This window comes from Nitrincola sp. A-D6, assembly GCF_000764495.1.
In the GTDB taxonomy this organism is placed as follows: Bacteria; Pseudomonadota; Gammaproteobacteria; order Pseudomonadales; family Balneatricaceae; genus Nitrincola.
In genome coordinates this window covers 20,828-37,830 of sequence record NZ_JRLB01000010.1, presented here as the reverse complement: position 1 = coordinate 37,830, position 17,003 = coordinate 20,828, and the positions used below count along the sequence as shown (strand labels likewise).

Annotated in this window: 15 protein-coding genes and 7 pseudogenes; 15 read left to right on the top strand and 7 right to left on the bottom strand. The window is 52.2% G+C overall.

Features of this window, described 5'->3' with window-relative positions; translation table 11 throughout:
• Positions 1–10 precede the first annotated feature (10 nt).
• The 3 genes from LH51_RS02600 to LH51_RS02590 are packed head-to-tail and all read right to left on the bottom strand — an operon-like array spanning position 11 to position 2,396.
• Positions 11–301: an EscU/YscU/HrcU family type III secretion system export apparatus switch protein gene (locus LH51_RS02600; RefSeq protein WP_036519493.1), complete on the bottom strand. Its 291-nt coding sequence runs from the start codon at positions 299–301 to the stop codon at positions 11–13.
• Positions 301–1,242 carry a flagellar hook-length control protein FliK gene (locus tag LH51_RS02595; protein WP_036519491.1) on the bottom strand — a complete coding sequence of 314 codons (942 nt, stop codon included), beginning with the start codon at positions 1,240–1,242 and terminating at the stop codon, positions 301–303. Before LH51_RS02595 ends, LH51_RS02600 begins: the two co-directional genes overlap by 1 nt.
• Positions 1,239–2,396, bottom strand: coding sequence for a hypothetical protein (locus LH51_RS02590; RefSeq protein WP_036519489.1), 1,158 nt, complete (start codon positions 2,394–2,396; stop codon positions 1,239–1,241). Before LH51_RS02590 ends, LH51_RS02595 begins: the two co-directional genes overlap by 4 nt.
• 132 nt (positions 2,397–2,528) lie before the next feature.
• On the opposite strand from LH51_RS02590, the pseudogene ccmA reads away from it, so the two are divergent.
• The 15 genes and pseudogenes from ccmA to LH51_RS24595 all read left to right on the top strand — a co-directional run.
• Positions 2,529–2,950, top strand: a pseudogene (ccmA, locus tag LH51_RS02585) (heme ABC exporter ATP-binding protein CcmA); the annotation flags it as partial.
• 21 nt (positions 2,951–2,971) lie between these two features.
• Entirely contained in the window at positions 2,972–3,172 is a 201-nt protein-coding gene (locus LH51_RS23910) for a hypothetical protein (protein WP_327124110.1), read from the top strand.
• Between the two features lie 68 nt (positions 3,173–3,240).
• Positions 3,241–3,901, top strand: a pseudogene (ccmB, locus tag LH51_RS02580) (heme exporter protein CcmB).
• 10 nt (positions 3,902–3,911) lie between these two features.
• Positions 3,912–4,671 (top strand): annotated as a pseudogene (locus LH51_RS02575) (heme ABC transporter permease).
• A gap of 1 nt (position 4,672) precedes the next feature.
• A complete protein-coding gene (gene ccmD / locus LH51_RS02570; protein WP_036519487.1) occupies positions 4,673–4,852 on the top strand; it encodes a heme exporter protein CcmD in 180 nt (59 codons plus the stop codon).
• Positions 4,849–5,313, top strand: a complete 465-nt coding sequence (gene ccmE, locus LH51_RS02565; RefSeq protein ID WP_036519485.1) for a cytochrome c maturation protein CcmE — start codon at positions 4,849–4,851, stop codon at positions 5,311–5,313. The genes ccmD and ccmE overlap by 4 nt, the downstream gene beginning before the upstream one ends.
• Before the next feature lie 2 nt (positions 5,314–5,315).
• Positions 5,316–7,285, top strand: a pseudogene (locus LH51_RS24610) (heme lyase CcmF/NrfE family subunit).
• A gap of 10 nt (positions 7,286–7,295) precedes the next feature.
• The gene (locus tag LH51_RS02555) at positions 7,296–7,826 is read left to right on the top strand and encodes a DsbE family thiol:disulfide interchange protein (RefSeq protein WP_327124104.1); all 531 of its coding nucleotides are present in this window, start codon (positions 7,296–7,298) and stop codon (positions 7,824–7,826) included.
• On the top strand, positions 7,823–8,350 hold the full coding sequence (locus LH51_RS02550; RefSeq protein ID WP_036519483.1) for a cytochrome c-type biogenesis protein: 528 nt from the start codon (positions 7,823–7,825) through the stop codon (positions 8,348–8,350). The genes LH51_RS02555 and LH51_RS02550 overlap by 4 nt, the downstream gene beginning before the upstream one ends.
• The gene (gene ccmI / locus LH51_RS02545) at positions 8,347–8,790 is read left to right on the top strand and encodes a c-type cytochrome biogenesis protein CcmI (RefSeq protein WP_036519481.1); all 444 of its coding nucleotides are present in this window, start codon (positions 8,347–8,349) and stop codon (positions 8,788–8,790) included. Before LH51_RS02550 ends, ccmI begins: the two co-directional genes overlap by 4 nt.
• Positions 8,754–9,599 carry a tetratricopeptide repeat protein gene (locus LH51_RS02540; protein ID WP_036519478.1) on the top strand — a complete coding sequence of 282 codons (846 nt, stop codon included), beginning with the start codon at positions 8,754–8,756 and terminating at the stop codon, positions 9,597–9,599. Before ccmI ends, LH51_RS02540 begins: the two co-directional genes overlap by 37 nt.
• A 49-nt stretch (positions 9,600–9,648) precedes the next feature.
• Positions 9,649–11,358, top strand: coding sequence for a cell division protein ZipA (gene zipA / locus LH51_RS18730; protein WP_052063382.1), 1,710 nt, complete (start codon positions 9,649–9,651; stop codon positions 11,356–11,358).
• A gap of 22 nt (positions 11,359–11,380) precedes the next feature.
• A pseudogene (gene ligA, locus LH51_RS24605) lies at positions 11,381–12,825 on the top strand (NAD-dependent DNA ligase LigA).
• Positions 12,822–13,298: pseudogene (locus tag LH51_RS24600) on the top strand (helix-hairpin-helix domain-containing protein); the annotation flags it as partial. The pseudogenes ligA and LH51_RS24600, both read left to right, overlap by 4 nt.
• 231 nt (positions 13,299–13,529) lie before the next feature.
• Positions 13,530–13,763, top strand: a pseudogene (locus LH51_RS24595) (BRCT domain-containing protein); the annotation flags it as partial.
• A gap of 3 nt (positions 13,764–13,766) precedes the next feature.
• Here the strand turns inward: LH51_RS24595 and LH51_RS02525 are convergent.
• The 4 genes from LH51_RS02525 to ampD are packed head-to-tail and all read right to left on the bottom strand — an operon-like array spanning position 13,767 to position 17,001.
• The gene (locus LH51_RS02525) at positions 13,767–14,417 is read right to left on the bottom strand and encodes a CBS domain-containing protein (protein ID WP_036519476.1); all 651 of its coding nucleotides are present in this window, start codon (positions 14,415–14,417) and stop codon (positions 13,767–13,769) included.
• Between the two features lie 52 nt (positions 14,418–14,469).
• Positions 14,470–14,745, bottom strand: coding sequence for a hypothetical protein (locus tag LH51_RS18725; RefSeq protein ID WP_052063381.1), 276 nt, complete (start codon positions 14,743–14,745; stop codon positions 14,470–14,472).
• Positions 14,739–16,430 carry a bifunctional tRNA (5-methylaminomethyl-2-thiouridine)(34)-methyltransferase MnmD/FAD-dependent 5-carboxymethylaminomethyl-2-thiouridine(34) oxidoreductase MnmC gene (gene mnmC, locus LH51_RS02520; RefSeq protein ID WP_052063380.1) on the bottom strand — a complete coding sequence of 564 codons (1,692 nt, stop codon included), beginning with the start codon at positions 16,428–16,430 and terminating at the stop codon, positions 14,739–14,741. The genes LH51_RS18725 and mnmC overlap by 7 nt, the downstream gene beginning before the upstream one ends.
• Positions 16,417–17,001: a 1,6-anhydro-N-acetylmuramyl-L-alanine amidase AmpD gene (ampD, locus tag LH51_RS02515; protein ID WP_235263460.1), complete on the bottom strand. Its 585-nt coding sequence runs from the start codon at positions 16,999–17,001 to the stop codon at positions 16,417–16,419. Before ampD ends, mnmC begins: the two co-directional genes overlap by 14 nt.
• Positions 17,002–17,003: the final 2 nt, after the last annotated feature.

Genomic DNA, 17,003 nt, shown 5'->3' with positions numbered 1-17,003 from the left:
AGGGTGGGGATTAGCTTTTCGATAAGTTTTCCGGATTGTCCTGCTTCAGCGTGTAAGCAAATGCGATCACTTCGGCGATCGCCTTGTAGAGTGCTTCCGGGATTTCATCTCCCAGTTCCAGCCGGATCAGCACCTCAAGCAGTTCCGGGTTCTCGTGTATATGCACATCATGTTCACGTGCTAAGGCCAATATTTGCTCGGCAATCAGGCCTTTGCCCTTGGCTACAACCTTCGGTGCTGTACCTTTCTGTTGATCATATTTCAGGGCTACAGCCCGGGTGTCCAGGTCGTTTTTTTTCATTAGGTGTGTACGTCCACTAAGCGTTTCTGCAGCGGAGTGAGCTCAGGATTAGCCATCTTTCCCAGTCTGGCATATAGAGGTGACACATCAAACCCCTTACGCTTTAAATCTACCTCAAAGTCCTTCAGTCGCTCGCGCAGGCGACCCAGGGTTTCAGGTTTTTCCACCCAGAAGCTGGCGCTGAGCTGAAAACTTTCCTGCAAGCTGATATCCGCATCCAGTGAGCCGGCATCCTCCAGTTCAAAGTGCAGGCGGACACTCCAGAGAGTGACAAATTTGCCTTCTTCATCCCGTCGGCGATGTTCAGTAATGCGCAGTTCTGCATTTTCAAACTGCTTATCCTGCTGGATGGGCAGGTCAAGTCGAAAATGGCGCTCCTGTCCCCCATCCGGCAGATCTCTCCAGCGCTGTAGACTGCTGATCTGCTGAGCGGTTGAGCGGGCAAGCAGTGAGTTGATCAGTTGTGTCAGTTGCTCACGTGCCTGAGCCGGGAGTTGGTCGGCCAGCTTCAGCAATTGTCCAAGTTGTTGCTTGAGGTCTGGGGGTGGCGCGCGTTCACTGGTGGCCCGGTTCAGTCCCGCTTCACTCAGTAGACCTCCTTGTTGCAAATTGCGGGCAATCGCCTTGTCGGCATCAGCAGACCCGGGTTTTACACTGAACAGCCCCAGCATTGACTGAATCAGCTTATTTAACGCACTGTTTTGATTGACTCCCTGCTGACGCTCATTGATCCGCATGAGTTGGTTAAGTCCATCCGCTAGTGGCAATTGAAGTGGCAGAACTTCACGTAGCGTTTGCTGCATGATCGCTTGCACACCCGGTTGTTGTGACAGTGGCAAGGCAGGCTGGGTCACCTGCAGGCGTATTAATCCTTGCTCATTGCGGGTGATGTCGACCTGCTGGCCCGCCTGAATCGGACGCGGACTGACCAGCTCGATCACCTGCCCGGCGGCCAGTACACGTACTGGATACCCCCCTGGGGTCTGGGTGATGCATCTGCTTGGCTGAGTGCGTTGACTAACGGCGTGGCAGGTGTGCTGGCTGCTTGTGTGTTAACAGCTGGTGCGGCTGTTGTTGCAGCGGGTGAACTGGTAGCTGGCAGTGGTGTTGATTGTGCGGCTGAGAGTGTCGTTGGCGTTGTACTTCCTGCTTGTGCTGCTGGTTGGGCCTGTTGTTGCCCAGATGACTGAGCTGGCAGTGGTTGGATGATGGCCGCCAGTGTTTGCGACGTCGTCGCTGTGGCACTTGCGACAGCTGCGGCTAACCCACCCGGTGGCGTAGTGGGTGAACCGGGCGCACTTGATGCAGGTGCTGTCGGTGCTGTTGAAGCTGGTGCTGCAGGAGTGGCGGCCGTTGGAGCTGCTGTTGGGCTACTGCTGGCGGCTTGAGTGGTTGTGCCAGCCGGGTTGCTACTGGAGCTGGGTGGTATTGCTGCTGCAGGGGTGCTGCTGGTTAGGGTGGTAGCCGCACTGGGTGCGGGGGGGGCGGAGGGCGTAGTAGTTGGATTGCCGCTGATGCTGGGCGCCGCCGTGCCGGATACATTGCTGGATGTGGCCGCTGGCTGTGCTGTTGCCGCGGGTTGTGCTGTTGCTGTTGGTTGCGCTGTTGCCACCGGTTGTGCTGCAACGCCTGGTTGTGCCAGTACCACACCGCGTATGGGCTGATTTAAGGGCAGGTTGTTGGCTTGGTTAAGGGATCCGGCGGTAATACGCAGCAAAAATGCTTCGGCTGCCGCTCTGGCTTGAGCGGGTGCATTTTGTGCATTATTGTTCAGTGGTTGTCCTGTGGTTTGTGGTGAAGCCGCTTGCCCTGTATTGATTGGCAGGCGCAGTTGCAAATTGCCTTCAGTGTCACGGCTGAGAAGAACCTGACTGCCTTGTGGTAGTGGTCGCTGAGTCGTTAGTTCCAGAGTACGGTTGCCAATTTGCAGCTGCACAGTGAACTGCGACGGCTGCGACGGATTTTGTGCTACATGTTTTACCGTTGCGCTGGCTTCCTGGCCAGCGGGCAATACGCGCGCAATATCTGCACTGCGGCCAGCTTGACCGGCTTCATTGCTAACATTGATCGCGCGCACGTTCAGATAAGATTGCACAGTCTTCCCCAGTAAACCTCTAACATGACTGACACTAACAGTTTATAATAATAGCCTTATTTATATCGGCGGTAATGTAGATTTTTACAGTGTTACTGTTGATTCAGTATATTTTTCATAACAGGGTGATTTGTGGCTGACCCGCTTCTTCAGGTGCTGGATCTTTTCTGCGAACGTGATGACCGAGTGTTGTTTGATGGCTTGTGCTTCAGTGTGTTCCCTGGTGAAATTCTACAGGTTGAAGGTCAAAATGGCAGTGGCAAAACAACGCTGCTGCGCATTTTAAGTGGCTTGTCACGCCAATATGAAGGGGAAATTCTCTGGCGTGGTGAATCGGTGACGACCCAGGTAGAGGCGTTTCGCCGTCAATTACTGTATTTCGGTCATCAGGCTGGCGTTAAAGCCATACTTACGCCGGAAGAAAATTTGCGTTGGTATGCCGCACTGGACCCTGGCATTGACCTGCAGCAAATCCCTGTGGCTCTTAATGCGGTAGGCTTGAGTGGGTTTGAAGATGTGCCTGTCACATGCTGTCAGCCGGACAAAATCGACGTGTCAACCTGGCGCGTTTATATTTGAGCCGGGCGCCTTTGTGGATTCTTGATGAGCCTTTTACAGCAATCGATAAAAAAGGGGTTGCCGCCAAGGAGGCCTTGCTGGTGGAGCATGCCGCACGTGGTGGTACAGTGATGTTGACCACCCACCATGAGCTGGACCTGAATCGGCATGTTCGTCGCATCAATCTGGATGAACCCTCAGGAACTAAATGCGCATGATAGAAACTAATCATCAGCAACTAGCAGCATTGCGGTCTGATAGTGAGACAGATTACCGTCCGACACGTATTTTCATTGCCACTTTAAGGCGTGAGTTGCAACTGGCATTGCGCCGACGTAGTGATCTGGTTAATCCGTTGATCTTTTTTTTAATGGTCGCCACGTTGTTTCCACTGGGTGTAAGTCCCGAGCCTACCTTGCTGGCGCTGTTAGCCCCGGGTGTGGTTTGGGTCGCGGCTTTACTGGCTACGTTACTGGCTATGGATAGTCTGTTTCGTTCAGATTTTGAAGATGGATCACTAGAACAGATACTCTTAAGCCCGCAACCTTTGTTTATTGTGGTGTTGGGTAAGGTGCTGGCACACTGATGATGACTGGTTTACCTCTCACGCTGATGGCTCCTTTACTCGGGGTAATGCTGTTTTTGCCAGCCGAGGGAATGCAGGGGCTGATGCTGAGTTTGTTGATTGGTACCCCGACTTTAAGTTTGGTGGGTGCGATAGGGGCGGCACTGACGGTAGGGTTGCGTAAAGGTGGTGTGCTGATTTCATTATTGGTATTGCCACTGTATATCCCGTGCTTATTTTTGGTACTGCGGCTGTTGAAGCTGCATTGACAGGTCTGCCAGTCGGCGGGCATCTGGCTTTACTGGGGGCGTTGCTGGCATTGGGGTTGGCTTTAGCGCCGCTGGCCATTGCAGCTGCATTACGAATTTCGGTAAGTGGATAAAGAGAAAACTATGGCAGGAAAAAACCTGATGCCGCGTTGGTTCTATCAACTGGCTTCACCACGCTGGTGTTACCAGATTACCGGCAAACTGTTACCGGGCTTTGCAATCGCTGCAGTAATACTGATTGTGGGTGGAATGATTTGGGGGCTTGCCTTCGCACCTCCGGATTATCAACAGGGTAACAGTTTTCGTATTATTTATTTGCATGTGCCACGGCCTATATGGCGCAGTCCATATACTTAACTATGGCGATTGCCGGTGCTATAGGCTGATCTGGAAGATGAAAGTGGCCGATATGGTAGCCAAGTCCTGTGCCCCTATCGGGGCTTCACTGGCTGTTCTGGCATTGGTCACTGGTGCTATCTGGGGGAAGCCTACCTGGGGCTCCTGGTGGGTGTGGGATGCCAGACTTACATCCATGCTGATTCTGCTTTTTTTATATTTGGGTGTGATGGCGCTGAACTCTGCTATAGAAAGTGAGTCTACTGCTGCACAATCGACGGCTGTTCTGGCATTGGTGGGGTTGGTCAATATACCCATAATCAAGTATTCAGTGGACTGGTGGAATACGTTACACCAGCCTGCCACCTTCAGTGTGACTGAGAAGCCAGCCATGCCCGCTGAAATGTGGGTTCCTCTGCTGCTTTTGGTGATAGGTTTCTATTGTTTCTTTGCCGTTGTACTGATGCTGCGCTTGCGCAATGAAATCATCCGCCGGGAGCGCCGTACAGGGTGGGTTCGTGAACTATTGATACAGCTAAGGGGTTGATGTGAGTTTCGACAGTTTTTCCGATTTTCTCGCCATGGGCGGGCATGGGCTGTATGTCTGGAGTAGCTATGCAATTGGGCTCGTGGTCCTGCTGGCCAATGTGATTTCACCGATGCTGACGCGTAAACGTCTGATCACCGAGCAGTTGCGTCGGATTCGTAGAGAGGAGACCAAGTCATGAATGCACAGCGCAAACAACGACTAACGATTGTGTTAATGATTGTATTCGGAGCCAGTGTGGCGGTGGGTCTAACGGCCTATGCGCTCAGTCAGAATATCAATCTGTTTTACTCCCCCAGTCAGATATCCATGGGTGAAGCGCCTGCAGATACCCGCATTCGTGCCGGAGGTATGGTGGTTGAAGGCAGTATCCTTAGAGACCCTGACAGTCTGAAAGTAGAGTTCGATATCACCGATTACGCCCATACTACCCGAGTGGAATATGTGGGGATTCTGCCTGACCTGTTCCGTGAAGGGCAGGGTATTGTGGCTCAGGGGATGCTGGACCATGGCGGTCGTTTCGTCGCTTCCGAAGTGCTGGCAAAGCATGATGAAAATTACATGTCTCCTGAGATAGCCGAAGCCTTGGCGGTTGCGGGTGAAATGCCAAAAATGCCTGCCTCAGCCGCTAAGGATTATTAAGCATGTTTCCAGAGTTAGGTACTTTTTCGACCATCCTCGCCTTGTGTCTGGCGCTAATTCTTTCAGTTGTGCCCCTGGTCGGCGCTTATAATGGTAATAAACTCTGGGTTGATTATGCCCGGCCTTTGGCTAAAGGAGTGTTTTTCTTTCTGACATTGGCGATGCTGTTGCTGGCCTATTCATTTCAGATGGATGATTTCTCGGTCGCTTACGTCGCACACAGTTCTAACATTAACCTGCCTTGGTATTATAAGGTCAGTGCGATTTGGGGTGGTCATGAAGGGTCTCTTCTGTTGTGGGTCTGGATACAAGCTTTCTGGACCCTGGCTGTAGCCATTAAAAGTAAAGATCTGCCGCTGGATATTCTCGGTCGGGTATTGGCGGTTATGGGCATGATTACGGCGTCTTTCCTGATGTTCATATTGTTTACATCCAGCCCGTTTGATCGTCTTTTGCCCAATGCCCCGATGCAGGGTGCCGATCTTAACCCGTTGTTACAGGATTTTGGTCTGATTGTGCACCCCCCTGCCTTGTACATGGGCTATGTCGGCTTGTCTGTGGCATTCTCCTTTGCTATCGCTGCCTTGTTAAGCGGTCGGTTAGATGCGGCTTGGGCGCGCTGGTCACGCCCCTGGACTAATGTGGCCTGGGCGTTCCTGACGTTGGGCATCGCCTTGGGAAGTTGGTGGGCTTATTACGAGCTCGGCTGGGGCGGTTGGTGGTTCTGGGACCCGGTAGAAAACGCTTCATTAATGCCTTGGCTAGTGGCTACAGCGCTTATTCACAGTCTGGCTGTGACTGAAAAACGTGGTGTATTTAAAAGTTGGACGGTGTTGCTGGCCATCTCGGCCTTCTGCTTGAGTTTGCTGGGTACCTTTCTGGTGCGATCCGGTGTGCTGACTTCAGTGCATGCCTTTGCCACAGATCCTGAGCGTGGCATCTTTATTTTAGGGATGTTGATCTTTGTTATCGGTGGCTCATTACTTTTGTACGCTATCCGTGCCGGCTCGGTAAAAAGTGAGTCTTCGTTTGCACTCAGCTCGCGTGAAAGCTTTTTGCTGGTTAATAATATTCTCTTTACCGTGGCCTGCGCATGGTGCTGATTGGTACGCTCTATCCGCTGGTAATGGATGCTTTGAATTTGGGGAAAATCTCAGTCGGGCCTCCGTATTTTAATACCTTGTTTGTGCCACTGATGTCGATAATGGTGATTTTCCTTGGTATAGCTTCCGTTAGTCGCTGGAAAGAAACCTCGCTTTCCCTGTTGGTTTCCAAGCTCTGGCTACCCGCTGTGCTGGCGGTTGTTGCTGGTTTTGCAACCAACTGGCTTTATAGTGGTACGCTGGATGTGTGGGTCGTATTGGCGTTTGTATTAAGCTATTGGATAGTGTTCGCTTGGGGGCGTGAGTTTATTGGTCGCCTGCGCAAGCGCAAAGGGCTATTGTCCGGGTTAACCAAACAGTCACGTAGCTACTACGGCATGCTGCTTGGTCATGTGGGTGTGGCTGTTACCGTGATAGGTATTGCCATGGTCACAACATTTGTTGAACATCGCGATGCACGTATGGCTCCGGGAGATACCTTGGAGTTTCGCGGCTATACCTTTATTTTTGATGGTGCGCGGGAGGTACAGGGGCCAAATTATACCTCTGATATGGCGCGTGTCAGAGTCCTTTATGAAGGTAAACCTTACCGGGAAATGTTTCCTGAGAAACGTATGTACAACGCACGTGGCATGGTGATGACGCAGGTTGCACTTGATCCGGGCCTTTTTCGAGATCTTTATATTGCCATGGGAGAAGAGCTTGAAAATGGTGCCTGGGCGCTCAGGTTGCAATTTAAACCCTTTATTCGCTGGATCTGGTTAGGCGCTTTGCTGATGATGGCTGGCGGCTTATTGGCAGCAAGTGATCCCCGGTATCGTAAACAGGCACGCAGAGATGTGGCTGCTCGACAGGCTGTGACGGAGTAACTATGCGCAAATTAATGGTTTTTGTCCCCTTTGTTGCTTTTTTGGTACTGGGTATTTTTCTCTACAAGGGGTTGTTTATGGACCCTCTAAACTGCCTTCTGCACTCATTGATCGTCCATTTCCTGAGTTCGCTTTACCCTCTCTCTATGAGCCTGAACGCGTGCTTACTCATGAAGATGTTAAGGGTGAGATTGCATTGCTGAATGTCTGGGCTACCTGGTGTCCAACCTGCAAGGAAGAGCATGAGCAATTGAACAAAATCGGCCTGGAAGAGGGTATTCCCATCTATGGATTGAACTATAAGGATGACCCGGAGCTGGCGCGAGACTGGTTGCAGCGTTACAAAGATCCTTACAGTAAGGTCATCGTTGATCGTGAAGGGCGTTTAGGTCTGGATCTGGGTGTCTATGGTGCGCCAGAAACCTATATTCTGGATAGTTCAGGCGTGATTCGTTACCGCCATGTTGGTGAGGTAGATGAGAAAGCCTGGCAGCATCTTAAGGGGTTGATGGATGCCATCGCCGCTGAGGAGGAGGCATGAGTTTGCGATTAAGTCTCTTTGCTCTGTTGTTTATGTTTTGTATTGGTGCGCAGGCTTCTTTTGAAACCTACGAGTTTTCAACCACTCAGAACGAAATGCGCTATTTCCATCTGTCCAAGGAGCTGCGTTGCCCTACCTGTCAGAATCAGAACATATCCGATTCTGATGCACCCTTGGCGGCTGATTTACGCCGTGAACTGCATCGCATGATAGAAGCTGGCTATGAAGATGATGAAATACTGGATTTCATGGTCAGTCGTTTTGGTGATTTCGTTCACTACCGACCACGCATCGCCCCGGATACGTATCTCCTTTGGTTCAGTCCATTTGTGTTATTGGTAGGTGGTTTTGGTGCAGTTTGGTTGGTGGCAAGAAACAGACGCTTAAGACGGTCAGTAGCTGACACTGGTGCAGTGGCTGATTCGTCCGTGGGGCCTGACGTCAATACCAGGTTTTCAGATGAACTGAGTTCAGAGCAACGCTCGCGGTTGAACAAATTATTGCAACAGGATAAGAATTTATGACGTTACTCTGGGTAGGCATCGGTGTCATGACATTGATTGCTGTAGTTATCGTGTTTTGGCCTTTGTTGAAAAGTCGTAGTGAACGGCCCGTTGCAGAAGAAACCGAAGCAGATCGAACAGCTCAGAATGTGGCCATTTTCCGTGAGCGCTTGGTTGAATTGGAAAAAGAGCTGGATGCGGGTACGTTGACTGAAAGTGCCTTTGTTGATTTAAAAACCGAATTGGAAAAAAACCTGCTGATTGATGCGGATGAAAGTCGGCCAGCCGCACCGGTGATGCGTGTAGGACCGTCCCAGCTAGTGACCATTACACTCATTGCGCTGTTAGTACCGACCTTCTCGTTCGGACTATATGCCTACCTGGGGCGTGCCGATGATGTCGCCAGTAAAATGGCTATGGATGTATGGCAGCAAGCACCTGGCAGGGTGATATATCTATAGAAGAAGCAATACAGCAGCTCGAAGATGAGTTGGATCAGCGACCTGAGAATGCGGAAGGCTGGTACCTTCTGGCAACCACACGAATGAATATGAGTCAATTTGCTGCCGCAGCTGATGCGTTTAAACAGTCGCTCAGGTATTTGCCTGAGACAGCAGTAGAATTTCCAATGGTCATGGGGCAGCTGGCACAGGCACTGTATTTCGCCAACCAGGGCCAAATGACAGCTGAGGTGACGGAGCAGGTGGAAGCTACCCTGCGACTGGACCCTAATGAATTGACCGCCCTGGGATTGCTAGGCATAGCGGCGTTTGAAGCTGAAGAATACCAGGCTGCTATTATGCATTGGGAAAAAGCCTTGCAGGTGGCCGATGGTCAGTCAGTACAGTCATTGCAGACGGGCATTGCACGTGCGCGTGAGCAACTTGAAGCGCAGGGTATCGTCATGGAGGAGGTTACAGAGGGTCCTGGAGTACGTTTGCATCTTGATCTTAACGAGTCATTGATGACTGAGGTCCGTGGAGATCAGTTGATCTTTGTATATGCCCGCGCTCCTGGTGAGCGTATGCCTATTACCGTAGAGCGGCTACAGGTATCACAGCTGCCCGCAGAGATTTTTCTCAGTGCCGCCAACTCCATGGTTGAAGGCGTAAGTTTGGCTGATTTCGAAAATGTCGATATCGTGGCGCGTATTAGTGTATCCGGTATGGCAGAACAGCAGTCGGGTGACTTTAAAGGTGAGCTCAGCAATGTTAAAGTGACAGATGGTGATGAGTATGTGAAGCTGATCATCAGTGAACGGGTTGAGTAGCCTTAACACTATTTATAATCAGAGTTGTAACTTGGGAACCGCTTGAATCATGGAGATCAGTCTTCGCGAATGGCTTATCATCGGCGCTATTTTTGTCATCGCCCTGATTCTTTTTGACGGTTGGCGCCGAATACGTGCTAACCGCAACCGGTTACGCATTGATATTGACAAAACTCTGTCAGAAATCGGCGAGACCAGCCATCATAACCCTGAGCTACCTAATGGTGGCGCACGCGTTCGTTCGTCTGTAGAGCCGCCTTTAACTGCTTCGTCGCAGGAACCCGGCCCGCAGCAGCCTGTTACCAAACAATTCCAGCATAGCGATTATGCTGAGCCTGGATCGGATAGTCTCGATATAGGTTTTAGCAAATCTGAGCCTGAACCAGAAGTGCCGGTAGCGCAAAAGGTACAAGAAACTGCTGCCAGTGCTGATGATCGGACTGAAGCGTCCCTTCCTGAGTCAGATGATATTGATATTCCGATGCTCAATGATATTAATCCTACCGAACTTCAAGACGGTATGATTGAGGCATTTGATTTACCATCTGAAACGACACCGGTTACAACCACCTTCACCCTTGATGAAGGTGATGCTGAAGATGACGTACAACCTCCCTCTAGTGAGTCAGTTGAGCCGGAACCTGTAACAGAACAGTCTGAGTGGGATCCTGAACTGGAACGTCAGTTTGATAACTTTGATGAACCAGAACCAGAACCAGAACCTGAGCTCCAGGCGCATAAAGATACAGTCAGCCTGCCTGAAGATAGCGCTACAGTCTCTGAAAACAGTAAAACCGATTATTCCGGTCTGGATCCCTTGTTTGATGAGATACCCTCAGATCCATTTGATAGGGATGCACCTGATCAGGAAGCAGCCCAGTCAAATCTATACCTCGACCTGGATCTGGAACAGCCGATTCATCAGATTATGGCTAACAAAGCCGCGGCTAAAGGCTCAGTTAAAGACGACAGTAAAGAAGACCGTAAAGATACCAACAAGGATTATAGCCGTCGGGTAGCGGAAAAACCGCGGCGTCGCCAGGTTGAAAACCCCAGCTTTACGCTCCCCCTGGATGAGCCTGAAGATGATCTCCCGTCAGATATGGGACTTTCAGCGTTGGAATCTGAATTTGAATCTGAATATGATTCAGAGCCGCAAGCTGAATCGCCGTCTAAGCCAAAAACGACAGCACCTAAAGCTCAAGCGCCCAGCACACCTGAAGTGTCAGATAATCGCGCTGCTGAAACTCAGGCCGCCAGCTCCGTAGCCTCAAAATCAGCGGCTGCTTCGGCGCGTAAAGCACTCAGCGATATGCCCGATCCAGACGAAGTACTGGTGATCACGGTAGTAGGACGTGACCGTCAGAAACTACCCGGCGAGCCGTTGAAAAAAGTAGTTGAAGCCTGTGGTATGGAGTTTGGTGATATGTCGATTTATCACCGCTTTGAGGGTGATGCCGCGGCGTCATCTTTGCAGTTCAGCATGGCCAATGCGGTTAATCCGGGTACCTTTGATCCGGAGGCCATGGAAGAGCTGGAAACCCCTGCCGTGTCCTTCTTTATGTCGATGCGTGAACCCAAAGATCCGATGACCGCTTATGAGTGCATGCTGGCGACGGCAGAAACGCTTGCCAAGCACCTGGATGGTGATCTGCTTGATGAAGACCGTTCAGTAATGCGTGAGCAAACCAAAGAGCACTATCGTCAGCGTATTCGCGATTTCGAGATGCAGAGCCGTCGTCGAAAACTGGGCCGATAACCTCTAAGCCATAAGACACCCCATGACTCATCAGGATATAGCCGCCAAACTGGCTGATCTGCGCCAACAGCTGGATCAGCACAACTATCGTTATTATGTACTGGATGACCCGAGTATCACTGATGCCGGGTATGATCGTCTGTTTGCTGAACTACAGGCGTTGGAAGCAGAGCATCCCCAGCTTATTACCCCCGAGTCTCCCACCCAGCGCGTAGGCGCCAAGCCGATGGGCGGCTTTGCCGAAGTGACACATGAACTGCCGATGCTGTCATTGGATAATGCCTTCAATGATGATGACCTGGCCGCGTTTATGCGACGTGTCGAAGAGCGACTGGATCAGTCGCCGGTTGATTTTGCCTGTGAACCCAAGCTGGATGGCATCGCCATCAGCCTGATCTATGAACAAGGGTTGCTGGTACTCGGTGCGACTCGTGGGGATGGTTATACGGGTGAAAATATCACCGGCAATGTGCGCACGATCCGCAGTGTGCCGCTTAAACTGCACGGCAAGAATATCCCCGAACGTCTGGAAGTCCGTGGTGAGATCTATATGCCCCGTGCCGGTTTGATGCGCTGAATCAGGCCGCCATGGAGCGCGGTGATAAAACCTTTGTTAACCCACGCAATGCCGCTGCGGGCAGCCTGCGTCAGTTAGATCCACTGATTACCGCTTCCCGACCGCTGGAATTTTGTGCGTACAGTACCGGGATAGTATCCGGAGGAGAGCTGCCGGAAGGGCATTTGCAAACTCTTGAGCAACTGCAACGCTGGGGTATACGGATTAATGCCGAGATGCGCCTGGTCTCTGGGCTGCAAGGTTGTCTGGATTACTATACCCGGCTGGCCGAAAAGCGCCAGACGCTGCCCTATGATATCGATGGCATCGTCTTTAAGGTCAATCAGCGTCAACAGCAGCAGCAACTGGGGTTTGTCTCGCGCGCACCGCGTTGGGCGATTGCCCGGAAGTTTCCGGCACAGGAAGAGATCACCCGACTCAACGCGGTGGAGTTTCAGGTGGGGCGTACGGGTGCGATTACCCCTGTAGCGCGGCTGGAACCGGTATTTGTCGGTGGTGTCACCGTTAGTAATGCAACGCTGCACAATATGGATGAGATCAGTCGCCTGGGAGTGATGGTGGGTGATTATGTGATGGTTCGCCGCGCCGGTGATGTGATTCCGAAGATCGTTAGTGTGGTCATGGAGCAGCGTCAGCCGGATCAGGTTAGCGAAATTCAGCTGCCAGAGCACTGCCCTGTCTGTGGTTCGGATATTGAGCGCAGTCGCCTGAATAAACACGGGAAGACCGCTGACAGCCAAAGCTTCGGTACTGTTTATCGCTGTGTCGGCCGACTGGCCTGTCAGGCACAGGTTAAGCAGTCCATCTTGCATTTTGTCTCCCGCCGGGCCATGGATATCGAGGGGCTGGGCGATAAGAATGCTGAGCAGTTGGTTGAGCGGGGCTGGTGAAATCTCCTGCAGACCTGTATCACCTGACTAGTGAGCAGTTACTGCAATTAGACGGCTTTGCCGCGCTGTCATCCGAGAATTTATATCAGGCGATTCAGGCCAGTAAGTCGGTTAGCCTGGAGCGGTTCATCTATGCCTTGGGGATACCCGAAGTGGGTGAAGAAACCGCACGGGTGCTGGCACAGAGTCTTGGTAGCCTTAAACGCATTCGTGAAGCCTCGCCGCAATTGCTGGTGTTTTTGCGTGATGTTGGGCAGGAAGTTGCCTCTGAAATTCATAATTTTATGCAGGACAGCCACAATCAGGCCGTGATGGATGCGCTGCTTGCGGCGGGTGTGACTCTTAAAGCCACTGGCGAGGTAGCTGCGGCCCTGCGAGGGAAGATTACCTTCAGTGACCTGTTGAGTCATTTATCCATACGTGGAGTCGGTCCGACCAGTGCCAAAGCGCTGGCCGCATTTTTTGATAATCCGGAGCGGCTGTTTAACACCGATGCCGCCCGCCTGGCTCAGGTGCCAGGACTGAAAAGTAATGCACAACAAGGTGTCGTCGAGTGTCTGAAGGACAGCGATTGGCTGGGTAGGGCACGAGCGCTCTACCAGCAACTCCGGGATTTTGGCCTGTTTGCTGGTAGCGAAGCCGCGCAGGTTGCCGCAGAGAATTCAACAGAGAGCTCATCAGAAAACGTGCAAAAAAATGCACAACCCCTGGCTGGAGAAACCTGGGTGTTAACCGGTACGCTGGAAGTTATGACCCGCGATGAGGCCAAAGATCGATTGCTGGCACTGGGTGCGAAAGTGAGCGGCAGTGTATCCGGTAAAACGGCTTGTGTTGTAGCAGGTCCGGGAGCTGGATCAAAGCTGGCGAAAGCCGAACAACTCGGTGTTAAGGTAATTGATGAAGCGGCTTTTCTAACTTTGCTGGAGAGCCTGAAGTAAACCTCAGGCCCAGCTTTCCACCTGTGCATCATTAATCAGCAAACGTACCAGATCGGTTCTGGAGATAATCCCGAGCAGTTCGTCCTTTTCGCTGATCACCGGAATGGCGCTAATCGGATAATTCACAAAGGTCGAGGCGATCTGGGATAGCTCGGTCTCTAGTGTCGCGGCGACCATCTGTTTCTGATACACCACCGCCACAGTGACTGTGGAGTCGGTGCCGTGTTCAAGGATGTCTGGTCTGGAGATCAGGCCGACAGGACGCTCACTGTCATCCAGTACGACCAGGTGGGCAATATTATGCTCTTCCAGCTGTAACCAGGCCTGACGCAGTGATGCTGTGGTGGTAATCGTCTGTACCGGGAAGGTCATAATTTGTTGCGCACGCAACACCGGGCGAGCCGTTTTTGGTTTACCCGCTTTACTGGTTTCCTCGTAGGCGGCCTGAGCACCACCTGTCTGGGGTGCCGGGTGGCGATTAGATTCCGCATCCAGCCGAATAAAGCGCTCACCCGGGCGCTTCATATTCTCATCAGAGCCTGGCAGGCCACGCGATGCATTACTGGCAGCGGTTTCATCAACACTGCGTTGTTTAAACAGTGCCTTGACCGGTGTCTGTATTCTATTGCCTTGGTCTATGATTATCAGTGACATACTCAGCGACTCCCCTCTCTTGTAGAGTATATCGTCATTTTACCGAAAAGCATTAAATTCGTCGTCGAATCAGGTCGCGCAGAATAAAACGCGCTGGATCCAGACGTTCAATTAGCTCCTTGGGTAAGGGGGCGGGTGTAGCGCTAATCTGCGCGGCCAGTAATGCGGCACTGATTGGACAGGTGATCAGCCCTTTGGAGCCATGCCCGGTGTTGACATAGAGCCCAGGCCAAACGCGCACTGGTTGATCAGACAGCCGGCGGGAATCGGTTCTCAGTGGAGCAAACAGCTCCACCGTGGCGTCGTAATCGGCCACCTGGCCTACCATGGCAGATAATCCGGTGTGCTACAACGAAATCCTGTACGCCCGTCACAATCAGCTGGAGTCAGACTCTCGAAAGCTGGCAGGGCGGCGGTCAGAGTATCGAGATTTTTCTGATGATCACTGTCACGTAGTTCCGTGTTGGCGTAATGCAGATCAAACGTAGCACCAAAACAGTAGTGTGCTTCCCGTGCCGGAGAAATATAACCCTCGCCACAGATGACAGTCTGTAGATCAGGCAGCGACTTATCGGCCTGGACCAGGCTGGTTTGTCCACGTATGGGTTTCACCGGTAAGTGGGCCAGTTCGGCTAACTGACGTGTATCGGCAGCGGTGCAGATAATCACTTTGGTGGCTGAAAAACACCCTTGAGAGGTCTTTACTGTCCAGTGGCTGTGATCAGCATCAGCAATTAATTGCTGCACCGGCTGATTGAAGTGACATTCAATCGCCGGATGGTCCAGCAGGTAGCGGCAATAGTCAGCGGGGGCGACCCAGCCAGCATGGGGGAAGAATAATCCGGGATAGCCCACCTCGGTTCCGGCTAGCGCTGAGGCGTGTTCAGCAGAAACAGCACGAAACAGGCTGTCCGCGTAATGACCATCCGATAACAACTGTTGCTGACGCTTGGCATCCTTGGGCTGTATGGCCAATTGCAGTACCCCGCAAAGTGAGGCCAGTGGTGGATCAGTATCCGGCAGTTGTTGCAGTTGATTGGTGCTGAATAACAGTCCATGCAAGTGGAAGGCACTTTCATAGGTAGGCTTTACCGCCAGCTTGGCGTAGAGCGCCCCCTGTGCATTGCCGGAACCCTGCTGCGCAGGCTCAGGTCCAGCTTCGAGTAAAGTTACGCTGATACCTTGTTCGGCCAGTGCCCGTGCCGTTGAGGCACCTGCCAATCCGGCGCCGACCACAATCACTGGCTGCGGCGCTGGTGCTGATGGCTGGGACAATATCTGTGGTTGCGGCGGCGACTGTAACTCTGAGCCACTCAGTTGCCCGCAGAGCATTTCCCGTTTGCGGCCAAAGCCGGAGCGTTTACTCAGGCTAAACCCGGCCTGCTGCAAGCCCTCTCTGACCTGACGCGCCACAGTAAAGGTTGCCAGTGTGGTGCCGGGGTGGCTTTTAGCGGCCAGTTGTTGAAACAGTGCCGGTTTCCACATATCCGGATTTTTGTCAGGTGAAAAACCATCCAGAAACCAGGCATCGACGCTGGCCTGAAGTTGCGCTAATTGCTCCAGTGCATCACCGATAATCAGTGTTAGCTGCACCCGGCCCTGGTCAAAAAAGAGGGTGTGGAAACCCTGTTGCTGAGGAGGATACTGCTGCAGAAAACGGCTTTGGCAGTCGGTTATATCCGGCCAGCGCTGCAGCAGGGTTTGCATATCGGTGAGAGACAGCGGGTACTTCTCAAACGCCAGGTAGTGCAACCGGGTATCAGCCGGTGCGCAGTCAAGCCATAGCTTCCGTGTGGTAAAAAAATTCAATCCAGTACCAAAACCGGTTTCACCTATAACAAAGGCCTGTCGGCTTTGCAGCGCGAGGAAGCGCTGTTCAAGCTGGTTGCCCGCCAGAAACACATGCTGGCTTTCTTCTGCGCCACCATCGGTGTTGAAATAGAAATCATCAAAGGCTTCGGCGACAGGTACGCCGCCTTCCCAGCGTAGTTTGGCGCTTTCAATGCGACTCATCGGCAGGCCCCTGTGCTACTGACTCCAGGCTGGCAAGGTAGGCATCCCAATCAAAGCAGGGGCCTGGATCTGTTTTTCGTTCCGGGGCAATATCACTGTGGCCAGTAATGCGTGCCGGGGTAATCCCAGGGTAGGCTTGCATTAACAGCTGGGTAATGTGGCTGAGTTGTGCATATTGTACGGAGGTGAAGGGCAGGGTATCCGTGCCTTCCAGTTCGATACCGATAGAAAAGTCATTGCAGTTTTCACGGCCTTCAAAACAGGATGCACCGGCATGCCAGGCACGCGCATTAAAGGGCACAAACTGTATCACCTCGCCATCACGACGGATCAACAGATGCGCCGAGACCTGCAGCTCTGCAATCTGGCAAAAACCTGGGTCAGCTTCAGGGTCCAGACGGTTGCAGAACAGGTCTTCAATATAGGGCCCGCCAAACTGACCAGCGGGCAGACTGATGTTATGGATCACCAGCAATGACACTTCATTATCAGGGCGGGCATTGAAATTGTCACTGTTGACCTGACGGGCAAACGTCAGACGATGATCCTTGAGTAAGCTTTGCACTGGCACAG